The organism is Hydrogenophilus thermoluteolus, assembly GCF_003574215.1.
Classification (GTDB): Bacteria; Pseudomonadota; Gammaproteobacteria; order Burkholderiales; family Rhodocyclaceae; genus Hydrogenophilus; species Hydrogenophilus thermoluteolus.
Genome location: NZ_AP018558.1, coordinates 1,854,441 through 1,870,567, shown reverse-complemented (window position 1 = coordinate 1,870,567; position 16,127 = coordinate 1,854,441). Strand labels below are relative to the sequence as shown.

Here is a 16,127-nt window from a genome sequence, read left to right as displayed (position 1 = left end):
TTCGATAGGAGTCCATCATGAGTCAAACGGAGCAACGACCATTTCGCATCTTGGGCGTACAGCAGATCGCATTGGGGGCGCTCGATCGCGCCCGACTCGAAAAACTCTGGGTTGAGTGTTTCGGGCTGCCGATCACGGGAACCTTCCGCTCCGAGCGGGAAAACGTCGACGAAGCGATCCTTGCGCTGGGTAGTGGCCCGTTCAAGGTCGAGGTCGATTTGATGCAACCGCTCGATCTCGAAAAGAAACCCGCAGTCCATCAGACCCCGCTCAACCATGTCGGGCTGTGGGTCGACGACCTGCCCGCAGCGGTCGCCTGGCTGAGCGCGAAAGGGGTGCGCTTTGCGCCGGGCGGGATCCGCAAAGGGGCAGCGGGGTTCGACATCTGTTTCATCCATCCGAAGGGGAGCGACGAGGCGCCGATCAGCGGCGAAGGGGTGTTGATCGAACTCGTTCAGGCGCCGCCGGAGGTTGTAGCGGCGTTTGACCGGCTCGCAAGCTCAGCCGCTTCAGGCTAATTCGACGCAGAAAGAGCGCGCCGGCCGGTGTCAGCGACGAAGAAGCGCACGCTGAGGTGCGGTGCGACCGTCGGCGCTTCACGTATAACGTTGCTCTGAGTGCAAAGAACTTTCCCGTTGAACGACCCCGAAACCTTTCTCTGGTACGATTTCGAAACGTACGGCAGTGACCCGGCGACGACGCGCATCGCGCAGTGTGCGGCGATTCGCACCGATGCAACCTGCACGCAGATCCTCGAGGAACAAGTTTGGTACTGTCGGGCCGTACCCGATTTCCTTCCGGACCCGGTCGCGTGTGCAGTGACTGGGCTTACGCCGCCGTTGGTCAATGCACGCGACGACGCGCTTACAGAGCCGGCATTTGCCGCGCAGTTGCTTCGCGTCTTGAGCCAACCGGGCACCTGCTGGGTTGGGTACAACAACGTCCGTTTCGACGACGCCTGTTTGCGTTACCTCTTGCATCGCAACCTACTCGACCCGTTCGCCCATGAAAACCGCCTCGACACCTCCCGCTGGGATCTCCTGGACGTGTTGCGGCTTGCATACGCGTTTCGTCCCGAAGGCATCGAATGGCCTTCTCGCACCGACGATCCGGAAGCACCCAGTTTCAAGCTCGAAGACCTGGCAGCGGCAAACGCGATCGCGCAACCCCGCGCCCACGATGCCCGATCCGACGTGTTGGCACTCATCGCGCTCGCGAACTTGGTTCGCACGCGACAACCGAGACTCTTTGCGTACGCACTCGGTTTGCGCACGCCCGCGCGGGTCGATGCGCTCCTGAGTGCGCGCGCGCCCCGTGAGCCATTGTGGTTGATTTCGCCGTTCGTTCCGGCAAGTCAAGGGCATTTGAGTCCGGTGGTCGTGTTGGGAAAACGCCCGGGGCGGCGCAACGAATGGTTGACGCTCGATCTGCGCGAACCGGTGGCGCGTTTTCTCGAGACACCGCTGGAGACGCTGCATGCATGGCGGTTTTGTCCCGAAGTGTCGCTGCCCGAATCGGCTTATCGCCCCCCCGTGCGGACGATTTCGGTGAAGAAAACGCCGATGCTCGCCAATTGGGCGGCGATCGGTGCAACCGATCCGGCGCGGTTCGGGCTCGATCTCGACGCGATCCAATCGCAGTTTGCCGTGGCGCAGCGCTACCGGGACGCGTTGCATGAGAAAGCGGAGGCGTTGCTTGCGCTGGGCGAAGCGGAGTTCGTCGGCCAGACGCGCGACCCCGAAATCGCGCTCTACGGTGAATTCCCCGGGGGGCGCGATCGGTCACGGTTGGCCGCAGCGTGGCAGGCGGCACCCGACAGTGGGCCTGATGCCACGGTATTGCAGACGCTGGAAACGGCGCTTGAGCAGCCGACGTTGCGCGAACTGGCGTTTCGGATGCGCGCACGCTGGTACCCCGAATCGTTGTCCGACGACGACGCGACGCGTTGGACGCAGTTACGCTGTGCCCGCGTCTGTCACGGCGCGGCGGGGGCGTCGCTTTCGCGGGCAACCTTTCGCGATCGGTTCGCGCAAGCCGCTGCCGCCCTTTCCGAAGAGCGGCGGGCGGAATTGGCGTCTTGGGAAACCGAAGCTAGCGCAGGGTGCGATTGCGCAACCACTGCAGCCGATGCTACGGCTTTTCCGCCGGTTGAGGCGTGAGGCGAAGCAATTTGCCGTTTGCTTCGTCGGTGAGGAGATAAACCAACCCGTCTGAACCTACTCGGACGTCGCGCACCCGCGCTCCGACCGGAAGGATCGCTTCGTGCAAAACGCGGTCGCACACCGTCTGAAGCCAGCGCACCTCACCGAACTTGAGCGAGCCGACGAGCACCGCTCCTTGCCATTCGACCCCGTACCGGTCGCTTGCAAGGAACGCCATCCCCGAGGGTGCGATCGACGGGGTCCAGTGGATGAGTGGCGGTTGGTAGGGAGTGGGGTGGACCTTCCCCTCGCCGATGGGCCCACCGCCGTACTCCTCGCCGTAGGTATAGTGGGGCCAACCGTAGTTTCCGCCCGGCGTGAGGCGGTTGAGTTCGTCACCCCCCTGCGGGCCATGTTCGACGATCCACGATTGGTTCGCGCCCGGGTGCCAAATGGCGCCTTGCACGTTGCGGTGGCCCCAAGTGAAAATCTCGGGTTGTGCGTGGCACGCGTTGCGGTCACCGCGTTGGCACCGCTCCTGCCAAAATCGCCCCATCAGACCGGCCCCGTTCTCTGGGTCGATGCGTACCGTTTTTCCCAGATGGTTGGTGAGATTCTGGGCTTCATTGCGCGCCTGGTAGCGCTCGCCCAGTGTGACCAGCAGCGCTTTGCCGTCGGGTTCGAAGAGCAGGCGGCAACCGAAGTGGAGTTCGCCAGGCAGTGGGGGTTCCTGGCGAAAGAGGATGCGCACGTCGGTGAGGGCGCGGTTGTCGGGCGTCATTACGGCGCGTGCTACGGCGGTCCGGGCGTGTGTGCTGCCCACCGGTTCGGCGAAGCAGAAATAGAGGGTGCGGTTCGTGGCGAAATCGGGCGCAAGCACCAAGTCGAGCAATCCCCCTTGACCTTGTGCAAAAACCGGTGGCCCACCGGTAACCGTGTGCCGTTGACCCCTTCGGGGATCGAAATGAACGAGGCGCCCGGGGCGTTCGGTGAGGAGCAACGTTCCGTCAGGAAGGAACGCGACCGCCCACGGATGGGTGAAGCCGCTTGCTACCGTTTCGATCGCAACCGCAGGCGGAGCAACTGCGGTGAGCGGTGGGGCGAGCGGTTCTGCGGGGAGCGCGTAGGGGGAGGACATAAACGACGACGCGGACAATAGCGGGCAACGCGGCGGGTTGCCTTGAGGTTAGACGTTGAACAGGAAGTGGATCACGTCCCCGTCTTGTACCACGTACTCTTTGCCTTCGGCGCGCATTTTACCCGCTTCCCGTGCCCCCGCTTCGCCGCGGTAGCGGATGAAGTCGTCGAACGCGATTACCTGCGCGCGGATGAAACCGCGTTCGAAGTCGGAGTGGATCACGCCCGCGGCTTGCGGCGCGGTCGCGCCGATCGGAATGGTCCAGGCGCGGACCTCCTTGACGCCCGCGGTGAAAAAGGTGTGTAGGCCCAGCAACCGGTACGCCGCCCGAATCAAGCGGTTGAGCCCGGGCTCGCTCATCCCCATCTCTTCGAGGAAGATTGCTTTGTCTTCGTCGGGCAGTTCGATGATCTCCGCTTCGATCGCTGCAGAGATTGCGACCACTTGCGCCCCTTCTTGCGCAGCGTGTTCGCGAACGGCCCGCAGGTGGAGGTTGTCGTCACCGAAACCGTGTTCGTCGACGTTCGCGGCGTAGAGGACCGGTTTTGCGGTCAGCAGGCAGAAGGGTTTGAGCAGCGCCCGCTCTTCGTCGCTCAACGCGAGGGCGCGAATGGGGCGGCCGGCATCGAGTTGCGCGTGGCACCGTTCCAAGACCGGTACGAGTGCTTTCGCTGTTTTGTCCCCCGCTTGCGCCGGTTTGCGGTAGCGGTTGAGCGCTTTGTCGACCGTGGCAAGGTCGGCAAGCGCCAGTTCCGTGTCGATCACTTCGATGTCACGCAGGGGATCGACGCTACCTGAGACGTGGACGATGTTGCTGTCTTCGAAACAGCGAACGACATGGACGATCGCATCGGTTTCGCGGATATTGGCCAAAAATTGGTTGCCAAGCCCTTCTCCTTGTGATGCCCCCTTGACCAAGCCCGCGATATCGACGAATTCGACGATCGCCGGGACCACGCGTTGCGGTTTGACGATTTCGGCCAGTTGCTTCAGGCGCGGATCGGGAACTTCCACGACGCCGACGTTGGGCTCGATCGTGCAGAAGGGGTAATTTGCCGCTTCGATACCCGCTTTGGTGAGCGCGTTGAAGAGCGTCGATTTTCCAACGTTGGGCAATCCGACGATGCCACATTTCATGACCGGTTCTCCTGGGGCGTGAGCGAGGGGGTGGGCGGTGCCAGCGCATGGATCCGTTGCTGCGCCCGCGACCAGTCGCCACGAGCAATCAAGGGCCAACAGGCCAGCGTATCGGTGAGCACCTGCTCAAGCAGCGCCCGCTCCTCGGCGCGGGGCGGATGGAGGACGTAGTTCGCCACTTGGTTGCGATCGCCCGGATGCCCGATGCCCAGGCGCAACCGCCAGAAGCGGTCGCTGCCCAATTGCGCGCGAATGTCTTTCAAGCCGTTGTGGCCCGCCGTGCCGCCGCCGAATTTGAGGCGGGCGCGTCCGGGCGGGAGGTCGAGTTCGTCATGAACGACGAGGATCGCTTCCGGAGGAATGCGGAAAAAGCGCGCCAATGCCGCGACCGCTTGCCCGGAGCGGTTCATAAAGGTGGTGGGTTTGAGCAGCCGCAGCGTGCCGGAGCGCGCAACTTCACCGAAAAAGCGCGCTTCTGGGTGAAAAATTGCGCACAACGTGCGCGCCAACTGGTCTACCCACCAAAAACCGATGTTGTGGCGCGTCGCTTCGTATTCGCGGCCGGGGTTACCCAACCCAACGACCAATTGCGGAGGAATTGGGTGACCACTCATGCCGCGACGCGTATCGAAAGGGAAAGGAAAGAAGGTGAGTTACGCTTCGCCTTCGCCTTCCACTTCACCCTCACCGCTGGTTTCCCCGCTGGAAACTTTCACGGCGGTGGCAACGACCGGATCCTCTTCGCCATGGCTCACCACCGTGACCCCTGCCGGAAGGGTAATGTGGGAGACATGCACCGAATGGCCCGGTTCGATCTGCGAGAGGTCGACCTCGATGTACTCGGGGATGTCTTTTGGCAAGCAACGCACGTCGAGTTCGGTCAAGACGTGGTTGACGATACAGTGGTGGAGCTTCACGGCGGGCGATTCCGCTTCGCCGACGAAGTGCAACGGCACTTTGATGTGGATCACTTCGTCAGCCGCCACGCGCTGAAAGTCGGCATGGAGCACGATCGGCTTGAAGGGGTGGTATTGCGCGTCACGCAACAGCACCGAGGTCGGGGTGCCGTCGATTTCCAGCGTGATCACCGCAGTATGGAACGCCTCGTTGTCCAAGAGGTGGTAGAGCTCGTTGTGGTCGAGCGCGATCGGTTGCGCTGGTTGATTGCCCCCGTAGACGATCGCGGGGACGAGACCCGCGCGACGCAGGCGGCGGCTCGCACGCGTACCCTGGTCGTCGCGACGCTGGGCTTTGAGGTTGAATTGCATGATACGCTCCTTACAGTGACAAACCGCACCTCGCCGCCGCGACCAGCAGACGAGGTGCTTCCCAAAACCTCATTCGGTGAAAAGCGAACTCACCGACTCTTCGTTGCTGATGCGCAGTAGCGTGTCGGCAAGAAGCGGTGCGATCGTGATCTGACGGATCTTAGCGCACGATTGCGCGTCCTCTTTGAGCGGGATCGTATCGGTGACCACGAGTTCGTCGAGTACCGATTCGCCGATCCGGCTGGGCGCGGCGCCAGAAAGGACCGGGTGGGTGCAGTAGGCGATCACCCGTTCGGCGCCGTGTTCCTTGAGCGCAGCCGCAGCTTTACAGAGGGTGCCGGCGGTATCGACGATGTCGTCGACGATCACGCAGGTGCGCCCTTTGACATCGCCGATGATGTTCATCACTTCGGCCACGTTCGCTTTCGGGCGCCGTTTGTCGATGATCGCCAGGTCACAGTCGAGCCGTTTCGCGAAAGCACGCGCGCGCACCACACCGCCGATGTCGGGTGAGACGACCGTCAGATTGTCGTGGCGCTGTTTTTCTATGTCGTTGATCAAAACCGGCGTCGAGTAGATGTTGTCGACCGGAATGTCGAAAAAGCCCTGGATCTGATCGGCGTGGAGATCGACGGTGAGCACCCTTTGAACGCCGACGGCTTGCAGCATGTTCGCGACCACTTTCGCAGTGATCGGAACGCGTGCCGAACGCGGGCGACGGTCTTGCCGGGCGTAACCGAAGTAGGGGATCGCGGCGGTGATGCGCCACGCAGAGGCGCGCTTCAGCGCATCGGCAAGCACCACCAGTTCCATCAAATTGTCGTTGGTGGGCGTGCACGTCGGTTGGAGTATGAAGACGTCTTGTCCGCGGACGTTTTCGAGGATCTCGACGTTGATCTCGCCGTCGGAAAAGCGACCGACAACAGCCGAACCCAAAGGGATCCCCAAACGCCGAACCACGTCTGACGCGAGTTTCGGGTTGGCGTTGCCGGTAAAGACCATCATACTGCCGCGTGGCATTTTCACCCTCATCAAGTAAAACGGGTAGGCTTACAGCCTACCCGCGACGAAATGGCTGGGGAGGAAGGATTCGAACCCTCGAATGCCGGAATCAAAATCCGGTGCCTTAACCAGCTTGGCGACTCCCCAAAAAACTGGAATTCGGTTCCGCCCACAGCCACAATGGGTGACGCGCCAACGTCCGGCAACGCTTGAGTGCGCCGAACGGCGGATCCGGCAGGCGCGCATGGGTTACTACAAAACAACAACCGCCTGAACCGGACATCCGTGCGTCACCAAACTGAGCGAGCCACTGCAAGGCGCGATCGACTTCCCGGTGAAGCGCGCGCGCAACCGGCTCCAAATCGTTTCTCAGCGTGGCGTGCGCGAGAGCCGTTATTGTGCAACAAGGCGTATCGCGTGTCAAGAGGGGGGAGGCAAAAATCGATGCGGTAGCGACCGCGACTCCAGGGTCGAGGATCCAGATCGTCTCGGTCGGGAGCGGGTACGGGGTGAGCTTTTCACCAATTCCTTCGGCAAACGCGCTTTCGCCGAAGAGGAAAAACGGGACGTCTGCACCAAGTTCGGCACCCAGCGCACACAGCGTTTCGCGCGAGCGGTTGAGTCCCCAGAGTCGATTGAGCGCCAAGAGCACTGTCGCGGCATCGCTGCTTCCGCCCCCAAGGCCGCCACCGAGCGGAAGGTGCTTTTCCAGACGGATCGTCGCGCCCCATTCGGGGTGGCCGAACCGCGCGCGCAGCAAATGCGCGGCGCGAAGGGTCAAATCGCGTTCCGGTGGCAGTTTGGCCAGTTCTGCCGGGCTATTGGGCGGCAGTTCGCGGACGATTCGGCCGTCGTCACGGCGCGTGATCGTCAACCAATCGCACCAGTCGATTAGCTGAAAGAGGGTTTGCAGCAGGTGGTACCCATCGTTACGGCGCCCGACCACGTGCAGAAATCGGTTGATCTTGGCTGGCGCCGGGACGCGAACGGTGCCGGTGCCCTGGGGTGGTACTGGGATGAGGGGCTCTGGCTGTTGGTGTGCAAAGGTCATGATTCGCTGCCTTGCCGCGTCTCGACGACGAGTATCAGACGGGTATCGCCGCGGCTGATTTCGATTCGGCGTGGCCACCCGTTCGGATCACGATCAGACCACCGCCAGGTCCAACCGAGCGCGTGTGTCGACTCGTGCGCAACCGGCTCGACGGCGGGGGGATTGGTATCGACCGGGCGCCAGCCCCAAAGCGCGGCGCGCCAGGTCGTCCACGGCGGAAGGGCAAAACCAAGAAGCGGTTCGACGAGCGTTTCGGGGTTTGGCGCAGTGCGTGACGGTTGCCCCGGGACGGTGAGCGTCGCGTCGTGGCCGGTTACGGTAAGCTGTGCGACTTCGTTTCCCGTGGGGGAGATGAGTTGCCACGTCTCCTGATGGGGTGCGGTTCGTTGCCAGACGAAACGGCCCGAGATCCCTTCCGCTTCGTGTTGCGCCGCAAAACGCCCTTCGACGTAAAAGCGCACCGGTATCGCGGCAACCGATGCGGGGGACGTGCTGTCCACGCGCCGCGGGGGCGGGGAAGGGAAGGAGGAGCAGCCGGCGATTCCGGTTGCGAGCAATCCAAGCAGCGCCACGCGCCAGCGGACGCGCACCGCCCAGGCAAGCCGCAGCCGCGTAAGCCCAAAGAGCGACGTGCCTAACCGGTCGCTTCCCTGACGATTCATAGCCCTTCCCTCTCTGTCTGTTGCGGCGTCTCAGGGGCGGCGCTTGCCGGAGGCCCGCCTTTGCACCGTCGCCGGATCGCGGCTTGCGCAAGCAGGCTCGCCGAGACCGGCGCCGTGAGGAAGACGAAGAGTGTGATGAGGAGTTCGGCAAAACCGGGACGCCCCTCTTGCCATGCAGCGATCATCGACGCGATCAGCAGCATCCCGATCCCCAGCGTCGATGCTTTGGTGGGCGCGTGCAGCCGTTGGAAGGTGTCCCGGAAGCGATTGAGGCCGATCGCGCCGACGAACGTGAAGAACGTACCGGCGAGCACGCATCCGGCGATCAGCCATTCCCACGCTTGCGAAACCATTCGACGCTCCTATTCGATCACGGCGTGGCGGGCCAGGTACCGCGCTGCAGCGGTGGTACCGACGAAGCCGAGCGCGGTGATCATCAACGCGGCTTCGAAAAGCAGCGGCGTATGGTGCCGCAGGTCCCAAACCAGAAGCAGGCTCGCGGCGTTGAGGTAGAGCGTGTCCAACGCCAACAGACGATCGACCGCGTCCGGTCCGCGCCACAGCCGCCAGGCGACCAAAACGAGGGTGAGCATCAGGACAAAGAGCGCACCGTCGAGCAGCGTGTTGAGCCAGGGCGAGAAAGCGGGCGTCATTGGGGCGTCTCCTCAATATCGAGCGAAAAGATCGCGATGAGCGGCAGTTGGTAGCGGGTATCGATTTCGTGGAGCGCTGCCGCTGGGTCTGCGCAGTCGAGTACATGGATGAGGAGCGAGCGCTCGGCAAACGCCACGGAAACCGTTCCGGGCGTGTTGGTGACGATCGTTGCCAACAGGGCGTTTGCGCGCGCGTGATCGGTGCGAAGCGGCAACACCAGCCACGCCGATCGCGGTTTGGCGGTGGGGCTGAGCGCCAGGCGCGCTACGCGGACGTTCGAGACCACGATATCCCAGAGGACGATCGCCGCCAACCGCAATGCAGGCAGCCAGCGGATGGTGGCACGGGTCCCCAAAAGCGGTCGAAGCCAAAACGGAATCCCCCACCCCAGAACGCACGCTGCAACGAGATGGGCCGGGCTCGCGCTGTGGTTGAGCAGCAACCACGCGCCAGCCAGGAGTAGCGAAAGGATCGGCGCAGGGAACCAGCGCGGCGGGATCGTCGCGGGGGTCATGGCACCTCCGGTGGTTCGGTCTGGGGAAGGACGCCGTCATAAGGCCGCGTCCACGGGGCCGAAAAGTGCACGCGCTCCAAGACGACGCGTGCGTATGCCGTCTGGTCGGCAGCCTGAACCGCTGCGGCGTAGGTGAAGCGGTAGAGCGGTTCTGCCCACAGCGTCATCGCGGCGACGACAACGACCAGCGCCACGACCGGCTGCATGAGCACGCGACTGTCACCGGCGGGCCAGACCGTGATGCGCTTCGGGTGGCTATGCCAAAAGATGGTCACCCCTGCACGGGCGAGCGCGATCAGTGTGAGTGCGCCCACTGCGATGAGCGTGAGCCACACGGCGCCTTGCCCCGGGCGGTCCAGGCTCGCTTCCAGCAGGTAGAGTTTGCCCAAAAAACCCGGAAGGGGCGGGATGCCGATCGCAGAAGCGGCAGCGAGCAGCATGAGGAGACCGAGCGCAACCGGATCGCGCAACGCAGGCGCAGGTTGGATCACGTCCCCGATTTCACCCCGTTGTGCGGCGACCAGCGCAACGACCAAAAAAAGGAGCGTGACGGTGACCGTGCTGTGGACGAGGTAAAAGAGTGCGGCAGCGATTCCCTTCGGGGTGGCCAACGCGACGCCGATGAGGATCGTGCCCACCGACGCGACGGTCAAGAACGCGATCTGCCGCGAAAGGGTGCGGGCCGCAAGCGCCCCGGCAACACCCAGCAATCCCGTGACGATCGCTACGGGAAGCAGCAACGCAAACGCCGCGCTACCCAAAACGCCCGACTCACCGCCCCAGACCGCCCAATGGACGCGAATGATCGCGTAGATGCCGACCTTGGTCATGATTGCAAAGAGCGCGGCAACGGGCGGTGACGCCGCACTGTACGCTGTGGGAAGCCACAGATAGAGTGGTGCGGCAGCGGCCTTGATCGCAAAGACGACGAGCAGCAGTGTGGCACCCGCGCGCGCCAAAAAGAGGGGTTGCGGGGCAAGCGCCACCGTGCGTTGCGCAAGATCGGCAAGGTTGAGGCTACCGTAAGCGCCGTAGATGAGCGCTAACCCCAAGAGAAAGAGTGACGATGCGGTGAGGTTTACGACCACATACCCAAACGCGACCCGCAAGCGTGCCTGTCCAAGACCGTGGGTGAGCAACGCGTACGAGGCGATCAACAGTACTTCGAAAAAGACGAAGAGGTTGAAAATGTCGCCCGTGAGGAACGCGCCGTTGAGTCCAGCCCATTGGATATGGAACAGGGGGTGGAAGGCCCGACCGCGGTGGTCCCAACTGCCGATCGCAAACGCCAAGGCACTACCCGCGACCACAGCGGTGAGCAGCAGAAAAAGAGCGGACAGGCGATCCGAGACCAACGCGATTCCAAATGGCGCGGGCCAGTCGCCCAACGAATAGACGCGAATCGCACCGTGCGCGGCATCCCAGGAAAGCAGCGACGCCCCCAGCAGGGTGATCGCCGCACCGCTCAAACTGAGCCAGCGCTCGCGGCGTAACGACGTTTCGGGGTGGTCGCTCCCCGGCGGATGGTCGCTGCTGCGCGCAGCGCCGAGGAGCAAAAGGATCCCCCACCCCAGCGGCCAAACGATCAGCAGGATCGGTAAATGGGTGAAGAGGGCGGTTGCAGCGTTGCTCACCGCGCGTCCTCCGTGTGCTTCGGGGTAAGGTGCGTGCGCTCGTCACCCGTGACCGCAAAACGGCGAACCGCCAACGCAAGCAGATAAGCGGTGGTGGCAAAGCCGATCACGATCGCGGTCAGGATCAGCGCTTGTGGTAGCGGGTCGGCACTAAGTCGGCGGCCCGCGTCGAGAACAGGGGGTGCGTCGATCCAGAGCCCACCCGCGACGAAAATGAACATATTGACCGCGTAACTGAGCAGTGTCAAGCCCAATGCCGTGGCAAACGCGCGCGGTTGCAAGAGCAGGTAGACGGCTACGGTGGTGACGATCCCAATCGCCGAAGCAACCAATCCTTCCAGCGTCATCGTTCGATCTCCTCGGTTTTGCGGTCATTGCGGCGACCCGCAGCCAAAGTGGCAAGGAGCAACAGCGTTGCCCCGACCACCGTGACATAGACGCCAAGGTCGAAGAGTGCTGCCGAGGCAAGCGGGAGTTCGCCTAAGAGCGGCAGGTGTGGGTGACCGTGTGCGCTGGTGAGGAAGGGGCGTCCAAACGCCCACGCAGCGGCGCCCGTGGCGGCTGCGATCGCGATCCCAGCGCCCACCGTGCGTGCGAACCGCCAACCGTCTTGGGCGCGCACGAATTGGTTTGCCGCGGCAAACCCGTGCGCGAGATAGACGAGCAGAAGCGCTGCAGCGGTGACCAACCCGGCGATGAACCCGCCGCCCGGTTGGTTATGGCCGCGCAAGAACAGATAGATGCTCAAAAGAAGCGCCGCGGGCAGCATCACGGTCGTTGCGACGCGCAGAAGGTGGGAATGGGGTTCGATCCACTGTGGTGTCCGTCGGGCGCGATCCTGTGCCCGTGACGCGCCGACAAAGAGCGCCCACGCGCCCAACGCGGCGACCCCGAGCACGGTGATCTCGCCAAAGGTATCGTAGCCGCGGAAATCGACGAGAATCACATTGACGACGTTGCGGCCGCCTCCGCCGGGAAGCGCCTCGGCCAAGAAGTACCAACTGATCGATTCGCGCGGCGTCACCAGCAGCCACCAAGCCAACACGCCGACGGTGACACCCGCAGCGACGGCGATCGCACCGCGCAGGAAGCGTCGCCGAAACGGGATCGCCGGGGTGCGTTTGGGTAGGAACGAGAGCGCAAGGAACAGCAACACGGTGCTCACCACTTCGACGGCGATCTGCGTCATCGCCAGATCGGGCGCGGACAGCAGGGCAAACGCCACGGCGCTCACCAGTCCGATCACGCCGGTCAGAAGCACCGCGACGGTTCGGCGCGCATGCCAGAAGAGCAGCGCACCCGCCGAAAGCGCGACGAGCAACCAGAGCGGGAACGCAACGAGCAGTGTCGCGAACGAAGGTTCCGGGACTGCTGGGGTGTTAACCGTTTTCGGCCATGGTACGGTGAAATAGAGGAGCGCGAGCGCGCTCATCCAGACGAGCGCAACGATCACGGTGAGCGAGCCGGTGTCGGTACGGCGAGTGATCCAAGCCGCGGCGCGCACCAATCGAGCGATTGCAGCGGCAAAGAGCCAGCGGCCAGCGCGGCGTCCGAAGAGACGGTCGATATCGAGTCGATGGAGGAAGCGGTTGGTCATCAAAAGGGCGTACGCGATGCCGCCCCCGACGAGCGCAAGTCCGCTCATTGCGACGTGAAGCCCGGGATGGTGCCACAACGCTAAGTGAAGTTCCGGCACGGCTGCCCCGGCCGCCGCCGTGGCAACCCGCGTGATCAGCGGCTCGGCGAGCCACGGCATCACCCCGAAGAGGACGCAAAGGAGCGCAAGGAGCACCACGGGCGCCCGCATGCCCCACGCCGGTTCGTGCGGGTGGGGGTTGGGTAGTGGCCCCGGTTCGCCGTTGAAAAAGGTATCGTGAATGAAACGGAACGAGTAGGCGACGCTTGCGGCTGCCGCAGCCGTTGCGAGGATCGGGACGAGCGGGTGGGGCGCGGTGAGTGTCGCGGTGAAGAAGAGCTCTTTGGACAGGAAACCGTTGAAAAAGGGGATTCCAGCCATCGCCGCTGCGGCGATGATCGCAAAGAGACCGGTCCACGGTAGATAGCGCATCATGCCGTTTACGTGGCGCAAATCACGTGACCCCGTTTCGTGGTCGACGATTCCGGCACTCATGAAGAGGGCTGCTTTGAACAACGCGTGGTTGAAGATGTGCAAGACCGCCACGACCACCCCTTCGACGGTACCCAGACCGATCATCGTCATGATCAACCCCAAGTGGCTGATCGTCGAATAGGCAAGGAGCCCCTTGAGGTCGTGTTTGAAAATTGCGATGACGGCGCCGAGCGTCAGGGTTGCCAAACCGACCGGTAATGCGATCATTTCGAATAGGCTCGAACCGGCAAAAAGTGGGTGCAGACGCAGCAGGAGGAAGAGCCCCGCTTTGACCATCGTCGCCGAATGGAGGTACGCCGAAACGGGCGTCGGGGCGGCCATGGCGTCGGGCAGCCAGAAGTGGAACGGAAACTGCGCGCTTTTGGTGACGGCCCCGATCAGCACCATGACGAGCGCCCACGAAAAGAGCGGATGATTCTGCAACGCGCCACCTTGCGCGAGCAACGCGCTGATCTGGTGGGTGCCGCCGATTTCGCCTAGGAGCAGCGCGCCAGCCGCCAGAACCACACCGCCTACACCGGTGACGATCAGCGCTTGTCTTGCGCCGCGCCGCGCTTGCGTCTGCTCGTTCCAGTAGCCGACCAAGAGAAACGACGAAAGGCTGGTGAGCTCCCAGAAGACGATGAGCAGCAGCAGGTTGTCCGCGAGCACGATCCCGAGCATCGCGGCCATGAAGAGCATCAACGTCGCGTAGAACTTCCCGGGCGGATCTGTGGGGCCGAGGTAGTAGCTGGCGTAGGTGATCACCAAAAGCCCGATTGCCAGGATCAACGTAGCAAAGAAGAGGCTCAACGCGTCGGCGCGCAGTTGCCAGTTGAGCCCCAGTGAGGGGACCCACTGCGCCGCTTCGGTCACGGCACCCCCCGCCCAGATGGGTGCCGCTAGGGTCAGCAACAGGCCCAGCGCCAGTATCGCGACTGCAGCGGCACTGACAGCCGCGGCCCGTTTCCCAAACCGCGCCCCCGCCCACGCGCACGCCGCGGTGCCGAAAAGCAGAGGGAGGACAATGACCAACGTCAGCATCGGTTAGCGCCCCGGAAATTGCCGCGCCAGGCGTTTGCGCCACGCAGCGGCACGCGCTTCGTCGCCAAGCGCTTGGTACACGGCGACGAGGTGATCGCCGATTTCCGGGTCTGGCGCGCGCCGCCACGCGGCTTCGATCAGCCGACGCGCAGACGAATAATCTCCTTGACGGAAGCGTAGCCACCCTTCGCTGTCCATGATGAACCCGTCGTTCGGCTTGAGGGCGCGCGCCATGCGCAGCAACCGTTCGGCTTCGTCGAGCGACCGGTTCGCGTCGGCAAGCAGGTAGCCGAGCGCGTTGATCGCATGGACGTCGAATGGCCGCATCGCCAAAAGCTTACGCAAATACCCTTCGGCGCTGTCGCGCGCGCCCATGCGTTCAAGCAGGATCGCATAGTCGTAGAGGAGTTGCGGCACATCGCCAAACGTCGCGAGCGCGTCGATGAGCACAGCGCGCGACGCTTCCCACTGCTTGGCCTCTTGCCACAGGCGTGCTTCACGCAGTGCCGCATCCACGCCTGAGAGGGGGGCGTGTGCTTCCAAGCGCGAGAGTGCCTCATCGACGCGTCCCAGCCGTGCCAGCGCTTGCGCGGTAAGCGCGGCCGCTGATTCGGCGAGTTCGTCAGGCAGCGCGCGTGGGTCGAGGAGGCGAAGGGCGCGCCGCGGTTGTTCGCGGGCAAGCCACAGTTGTGCCGCTTTGAGGCGCGCTTCCGGGCGCTCTTTGGCAAGGCGCAAAAGCCACCGAGCACACTGTTCGGGTTCGATCCCTTGCGCCCCAAAAGTTGCCAGCGCGTCGATCAGCCGGGGATCGGTCACACCGCGCTCGACCCACGGCGCAAGCAGCGCAACCGCTCGCTCCGGGTGATCGGTTTCGGCGAGCAATGCCGCGAGCGCCAAGGTAACGGTGAGCGCTTCGGGTTGGCGTTCCTGCGCTGGCGCGAGGATCGGAATCGCCAGTTCCGGAGCAAAACGGTCGAGCGCCACCTGCGCGAGTTGCGCGAGCGCCGGTGGCCAGTCGGGACGCAACGCCACCGCCGCTTGCGCGGCAGCCCACGCGCGGTCGAGGTCACCCGCTTGCCGTGCGGCCTCGCTGACGATCAGGTGTGCCGCCGGCTCGTCGCGGTAGGGCGCGACCGCTTTTTCGATCAAGCGCAGGATCTGCGTCGGGTTACCCAACTCGGCCAACGCAGCGGGAAGCCCCAGCAGATTGCGTTCGCGCTGCTCGGGGTCCTTTTTCAGGATCTCGGCGATCCGTTCGCTGATCTGCGCTTCGAAACGGGCGTTCAGCCGTTCGCGGTGCGCAGCGAGTTGCTGAAGCCGCGCGTCGTCCGGCGCAAGCCATTGCCAAAGCGTGAGGATGCGTTCGAACTGGACCGCGTCGCCCGCCAGGAGCGCGGTTTGCGCCCAGCGGTCGAGCACGGCGGGGATCGGTTGCGCTTCGGCCGCGCGCTCGTAGGCTTCGAGCGCTTGCCCCCACTGCCCGTTTCGGAGCGCCAATTCCCCGACGAGCCACGCGAAGACGAAATCGCCGTCGAGCGGGGTGCGCAACGGCTCGACACGAATCTCCGATGCAGCGTCGGGTGCGGCGGATGGCGCAGGTGCTGACACGGTGTCGCCTTGCGCTACAGCAAACGGGGCGTACGCCAAGGGCAGAGCAGTCGATAACAAAGTCAAGAGCGCGCGAAGCGTCATCGGGTTTCTCGATCGAATCGGGTTGCCGATAGGATAGCAAAAGATCGCCACGGTTCCCGCACCCCGGGCTCTGCGTTCGT

16 protein-coding genes and 1 tRNA gene are annotated in these 16,127 nt (G+C 63.7%); 2 read left to right on the top strand and 15 right to left on the bottom strand.

What is annotated here, in order from left to right; translation table 11 throughout:
* The first annotated feature begins 17 nt into the window (after window positions 1–17).
* A complete protein-coding gene (locus HPTL_RS09115) occupies window positions 18–518 on the top strand; it encodes a VOC family protein (protein ID WP_119335700.1) in 501 nt (166 codons plus the stop codon).
* Window positions 519–635: 117 nt separating this feature from the next.
* Window positions 636–2,159 (top strand): exodeoxyribonuclease I, encoded by a 1,524-nt coding sequence (gene sbcB / locus HPTL_RS09110; RefSeq protein WP_170141325.1) that lies wholly within the window; start codon window positions 636–638, stop codon window positions 2,157–2,159.
* Here sbcB and HPTL_RS09105 read toward each other — a convergent pair.
* The 15 genes from HPTL_RS09105 to HPTL_RS09035 form a co-directional block, all read right to left on the bottom strand.
* Window positions 2,131–3,279 (bottom strand): PQQ-dependent sugar dehydrogenase, encoded by a 1,149-nt coding sequence (locus HPTL_RS09105; protein WP_119335698.1) that lies wholly within the window; start codon window positions 3,277–3,279, stop codon window positions 2,131–2,133. The two genes, sbcB and HPTL_RS09105, sit on opposite strands and share 29 nt — an antisense overlap.
* Before the next feature lie 48 nt (window positions 3,280–3,327).
* The gene (gene ychF, locus HPTL_RS09100) at window positions 3,328–4,416 is read right to left on the bottom strand and encodes a redox-regulated ATPase YchF (protein ID WP_119335697.1); all 1,089 of its coding nucleotides are present in this window, start codon (window positions 4,414–4,416) and stop codon (window positions 3,328–3,330) included.
* Window positions 4,413–5,030 (bottom strand): aminoacyl-tRNA hydrolase, encoded by a 618-nt coding sequence (gene pth / locus HPTL_RS09095; protein ID WP_119335696.1) that lies wholly within the window; start codon window positions 5,028–5,030, stop codon window positions 4,413–4,415. Before pth ends, ychF begins: the two co-directional genes overlap by 4 nt.
* A gap of 39 nt (window positions 5,031–5,069) precedes the next feature.
* The gene (locus HPTL_RS09090; RefSeq protein WP_119335695.1) at window positions 5,070–5,684 is read right to left on the bottom strand and encodes a 50S ribosomal protein L25/general stress protein Ctc; all 615 of its coding nucleotides are present in this window, start codon (window positions 5,682–5,684) and stop codon (window positions 5,070–5,072) included.
* Window positions 5,685–5,753: 69 nt separating this feature from the next.
* Entirely contained in the window at window positions 5,754–6,704 is a 951-nt protein-coding gene (locus HPTL_RS09085) for a ribose-phosphate pyrophosphokinase (RefSeq protein ID WP_119335694.1), read from the bottom strand.
* A gap of 52 nt (window positions 6,705–6,756) precedes the next feature.
* Window positions 6,757–6,833 (bottom strand) — tRNA-Gln (locus HPTL_RS09080).
* Entirely contained in the window at window positions 6,811–7,737 is a 927-nt protein-coding gene (ispE, locus tag HPTL_RS09075) for a 4-(cytidine 5'-diphospho)-2-C-methyl-D-erythritol kinase (protein ID WP_119335693.1), read from the bottom strand. Before ispE ends, HPTL_RS09080 begins: the two co-directional genes overlap by 23 nt.
* Entirely contained in the window at window positions 7,734–8,399 is a 666-nt protein-coding gene (locus HPTL_RS09070; RefSeq protein WP_119335692.1) for a lipoprotein insertase outer membrane protein LolB, read from the bottom strand. Before HPTL_RS09070 ends, ispE begins: the two co-directional genes overlap by 4 nt.
* Entirely contained in the window at window positions 8,396–8,752 is a 357-nt protein-coding gene (locus HPTL_RS09065) for a Na+/H+ antiporter subunit G (RefSeq protein ID WP_119335691.1), read from the bottom strand. Before HPTL_RS09065 ends, HPTL_RS09070 begins: the two co-directional genes overlap by 4 nt.
* Window positions 8,753–8,761: 9 nt before the next feature.
* Window positions 8,762–9,052, bottom strand: coding sequence for a K+/H+ antiporter subunit F (locus tag HPTL_RS09060; RefSeq protein ID WP_119335690.1), 291 nt, complete (start codon window positions 9,050–9,052; stop codon window positions 8,762–8,764).
* A complete protein-coding gene (locus HPTL_RS09055) occupies window positions 9,049–9,567 on the bottom strand; it encodes a Na+/H+ antiporter subunit E (protein WP_119335689.1) in 519 nt (172 codons plus the stop codon). The genes HPTL_RS09060 and HPTL_RS09055 overlap by 4 nt, the downstream gene beginning before the upstream one ends.
* Window positions 9,564–11,201: a monovalent cation/H+ antiporter subunit D gene (locus HPTL_RS09050; RefSeq protein WP_119335688.1), complete on the bottom strand. Its 1,638-nt coding sequence runs from the start codon at window positions 11,199–11,201 to the stop codon at window positions 9,564–9,566. The genes HPTL_RS09055 and HPTL_RS09050 overlap by 4 nt, the downstream gene beginning before the upstream one ends.
* Window positions 11,198–11,548: a Na+/H+ antiporter subunit C gene (locus HPTL_RS09045; protein ID WP_119335687.1), complete on the bottom strand. Its 351-nt coding sequence runs from the start codon at window positions 11,546–11,548 to the stop codon at window positions 11,198–11,200. The genes HPTL_RS09050 and HPTL_RS09045 overlap by 4 nt, the downstream gene beginning before the upstream one ends.
* Window positions 11,545–14,355 carry a hydrogen gas-evolving membrane-bound hydrogenase subunit E gene (gene mbhE, locus HPTL_RS09040; RefSeq protein ID WP_119335686.1) on the bottom strand — a complete coding sequence of 937 codons (2,811 nt, stop codon included), beginning with the start codon at window positions 14,353–14,355 and terminating at the stop codon, window positions 11,545–11,547. Before mbhE ends, HPTL_RS09045 begins: the two co-directional genes overlap by 4 nt.
* A 3-nt stretch (window positions 14,356–14,358) precedes the next feature.
* Window positions 14,359–16,047, bottom strand: coding sequence for a tetratricopeptide repeat protein (locus HPTL_RS09035; protein ID WP_119335685.1), 1,689 nt, complete (start codon window positions 16,045–16,047; stop codon window positions 14,359–14,361).
* Window positions 16,048–16,127: the final 80 nt, after the last annotated feature.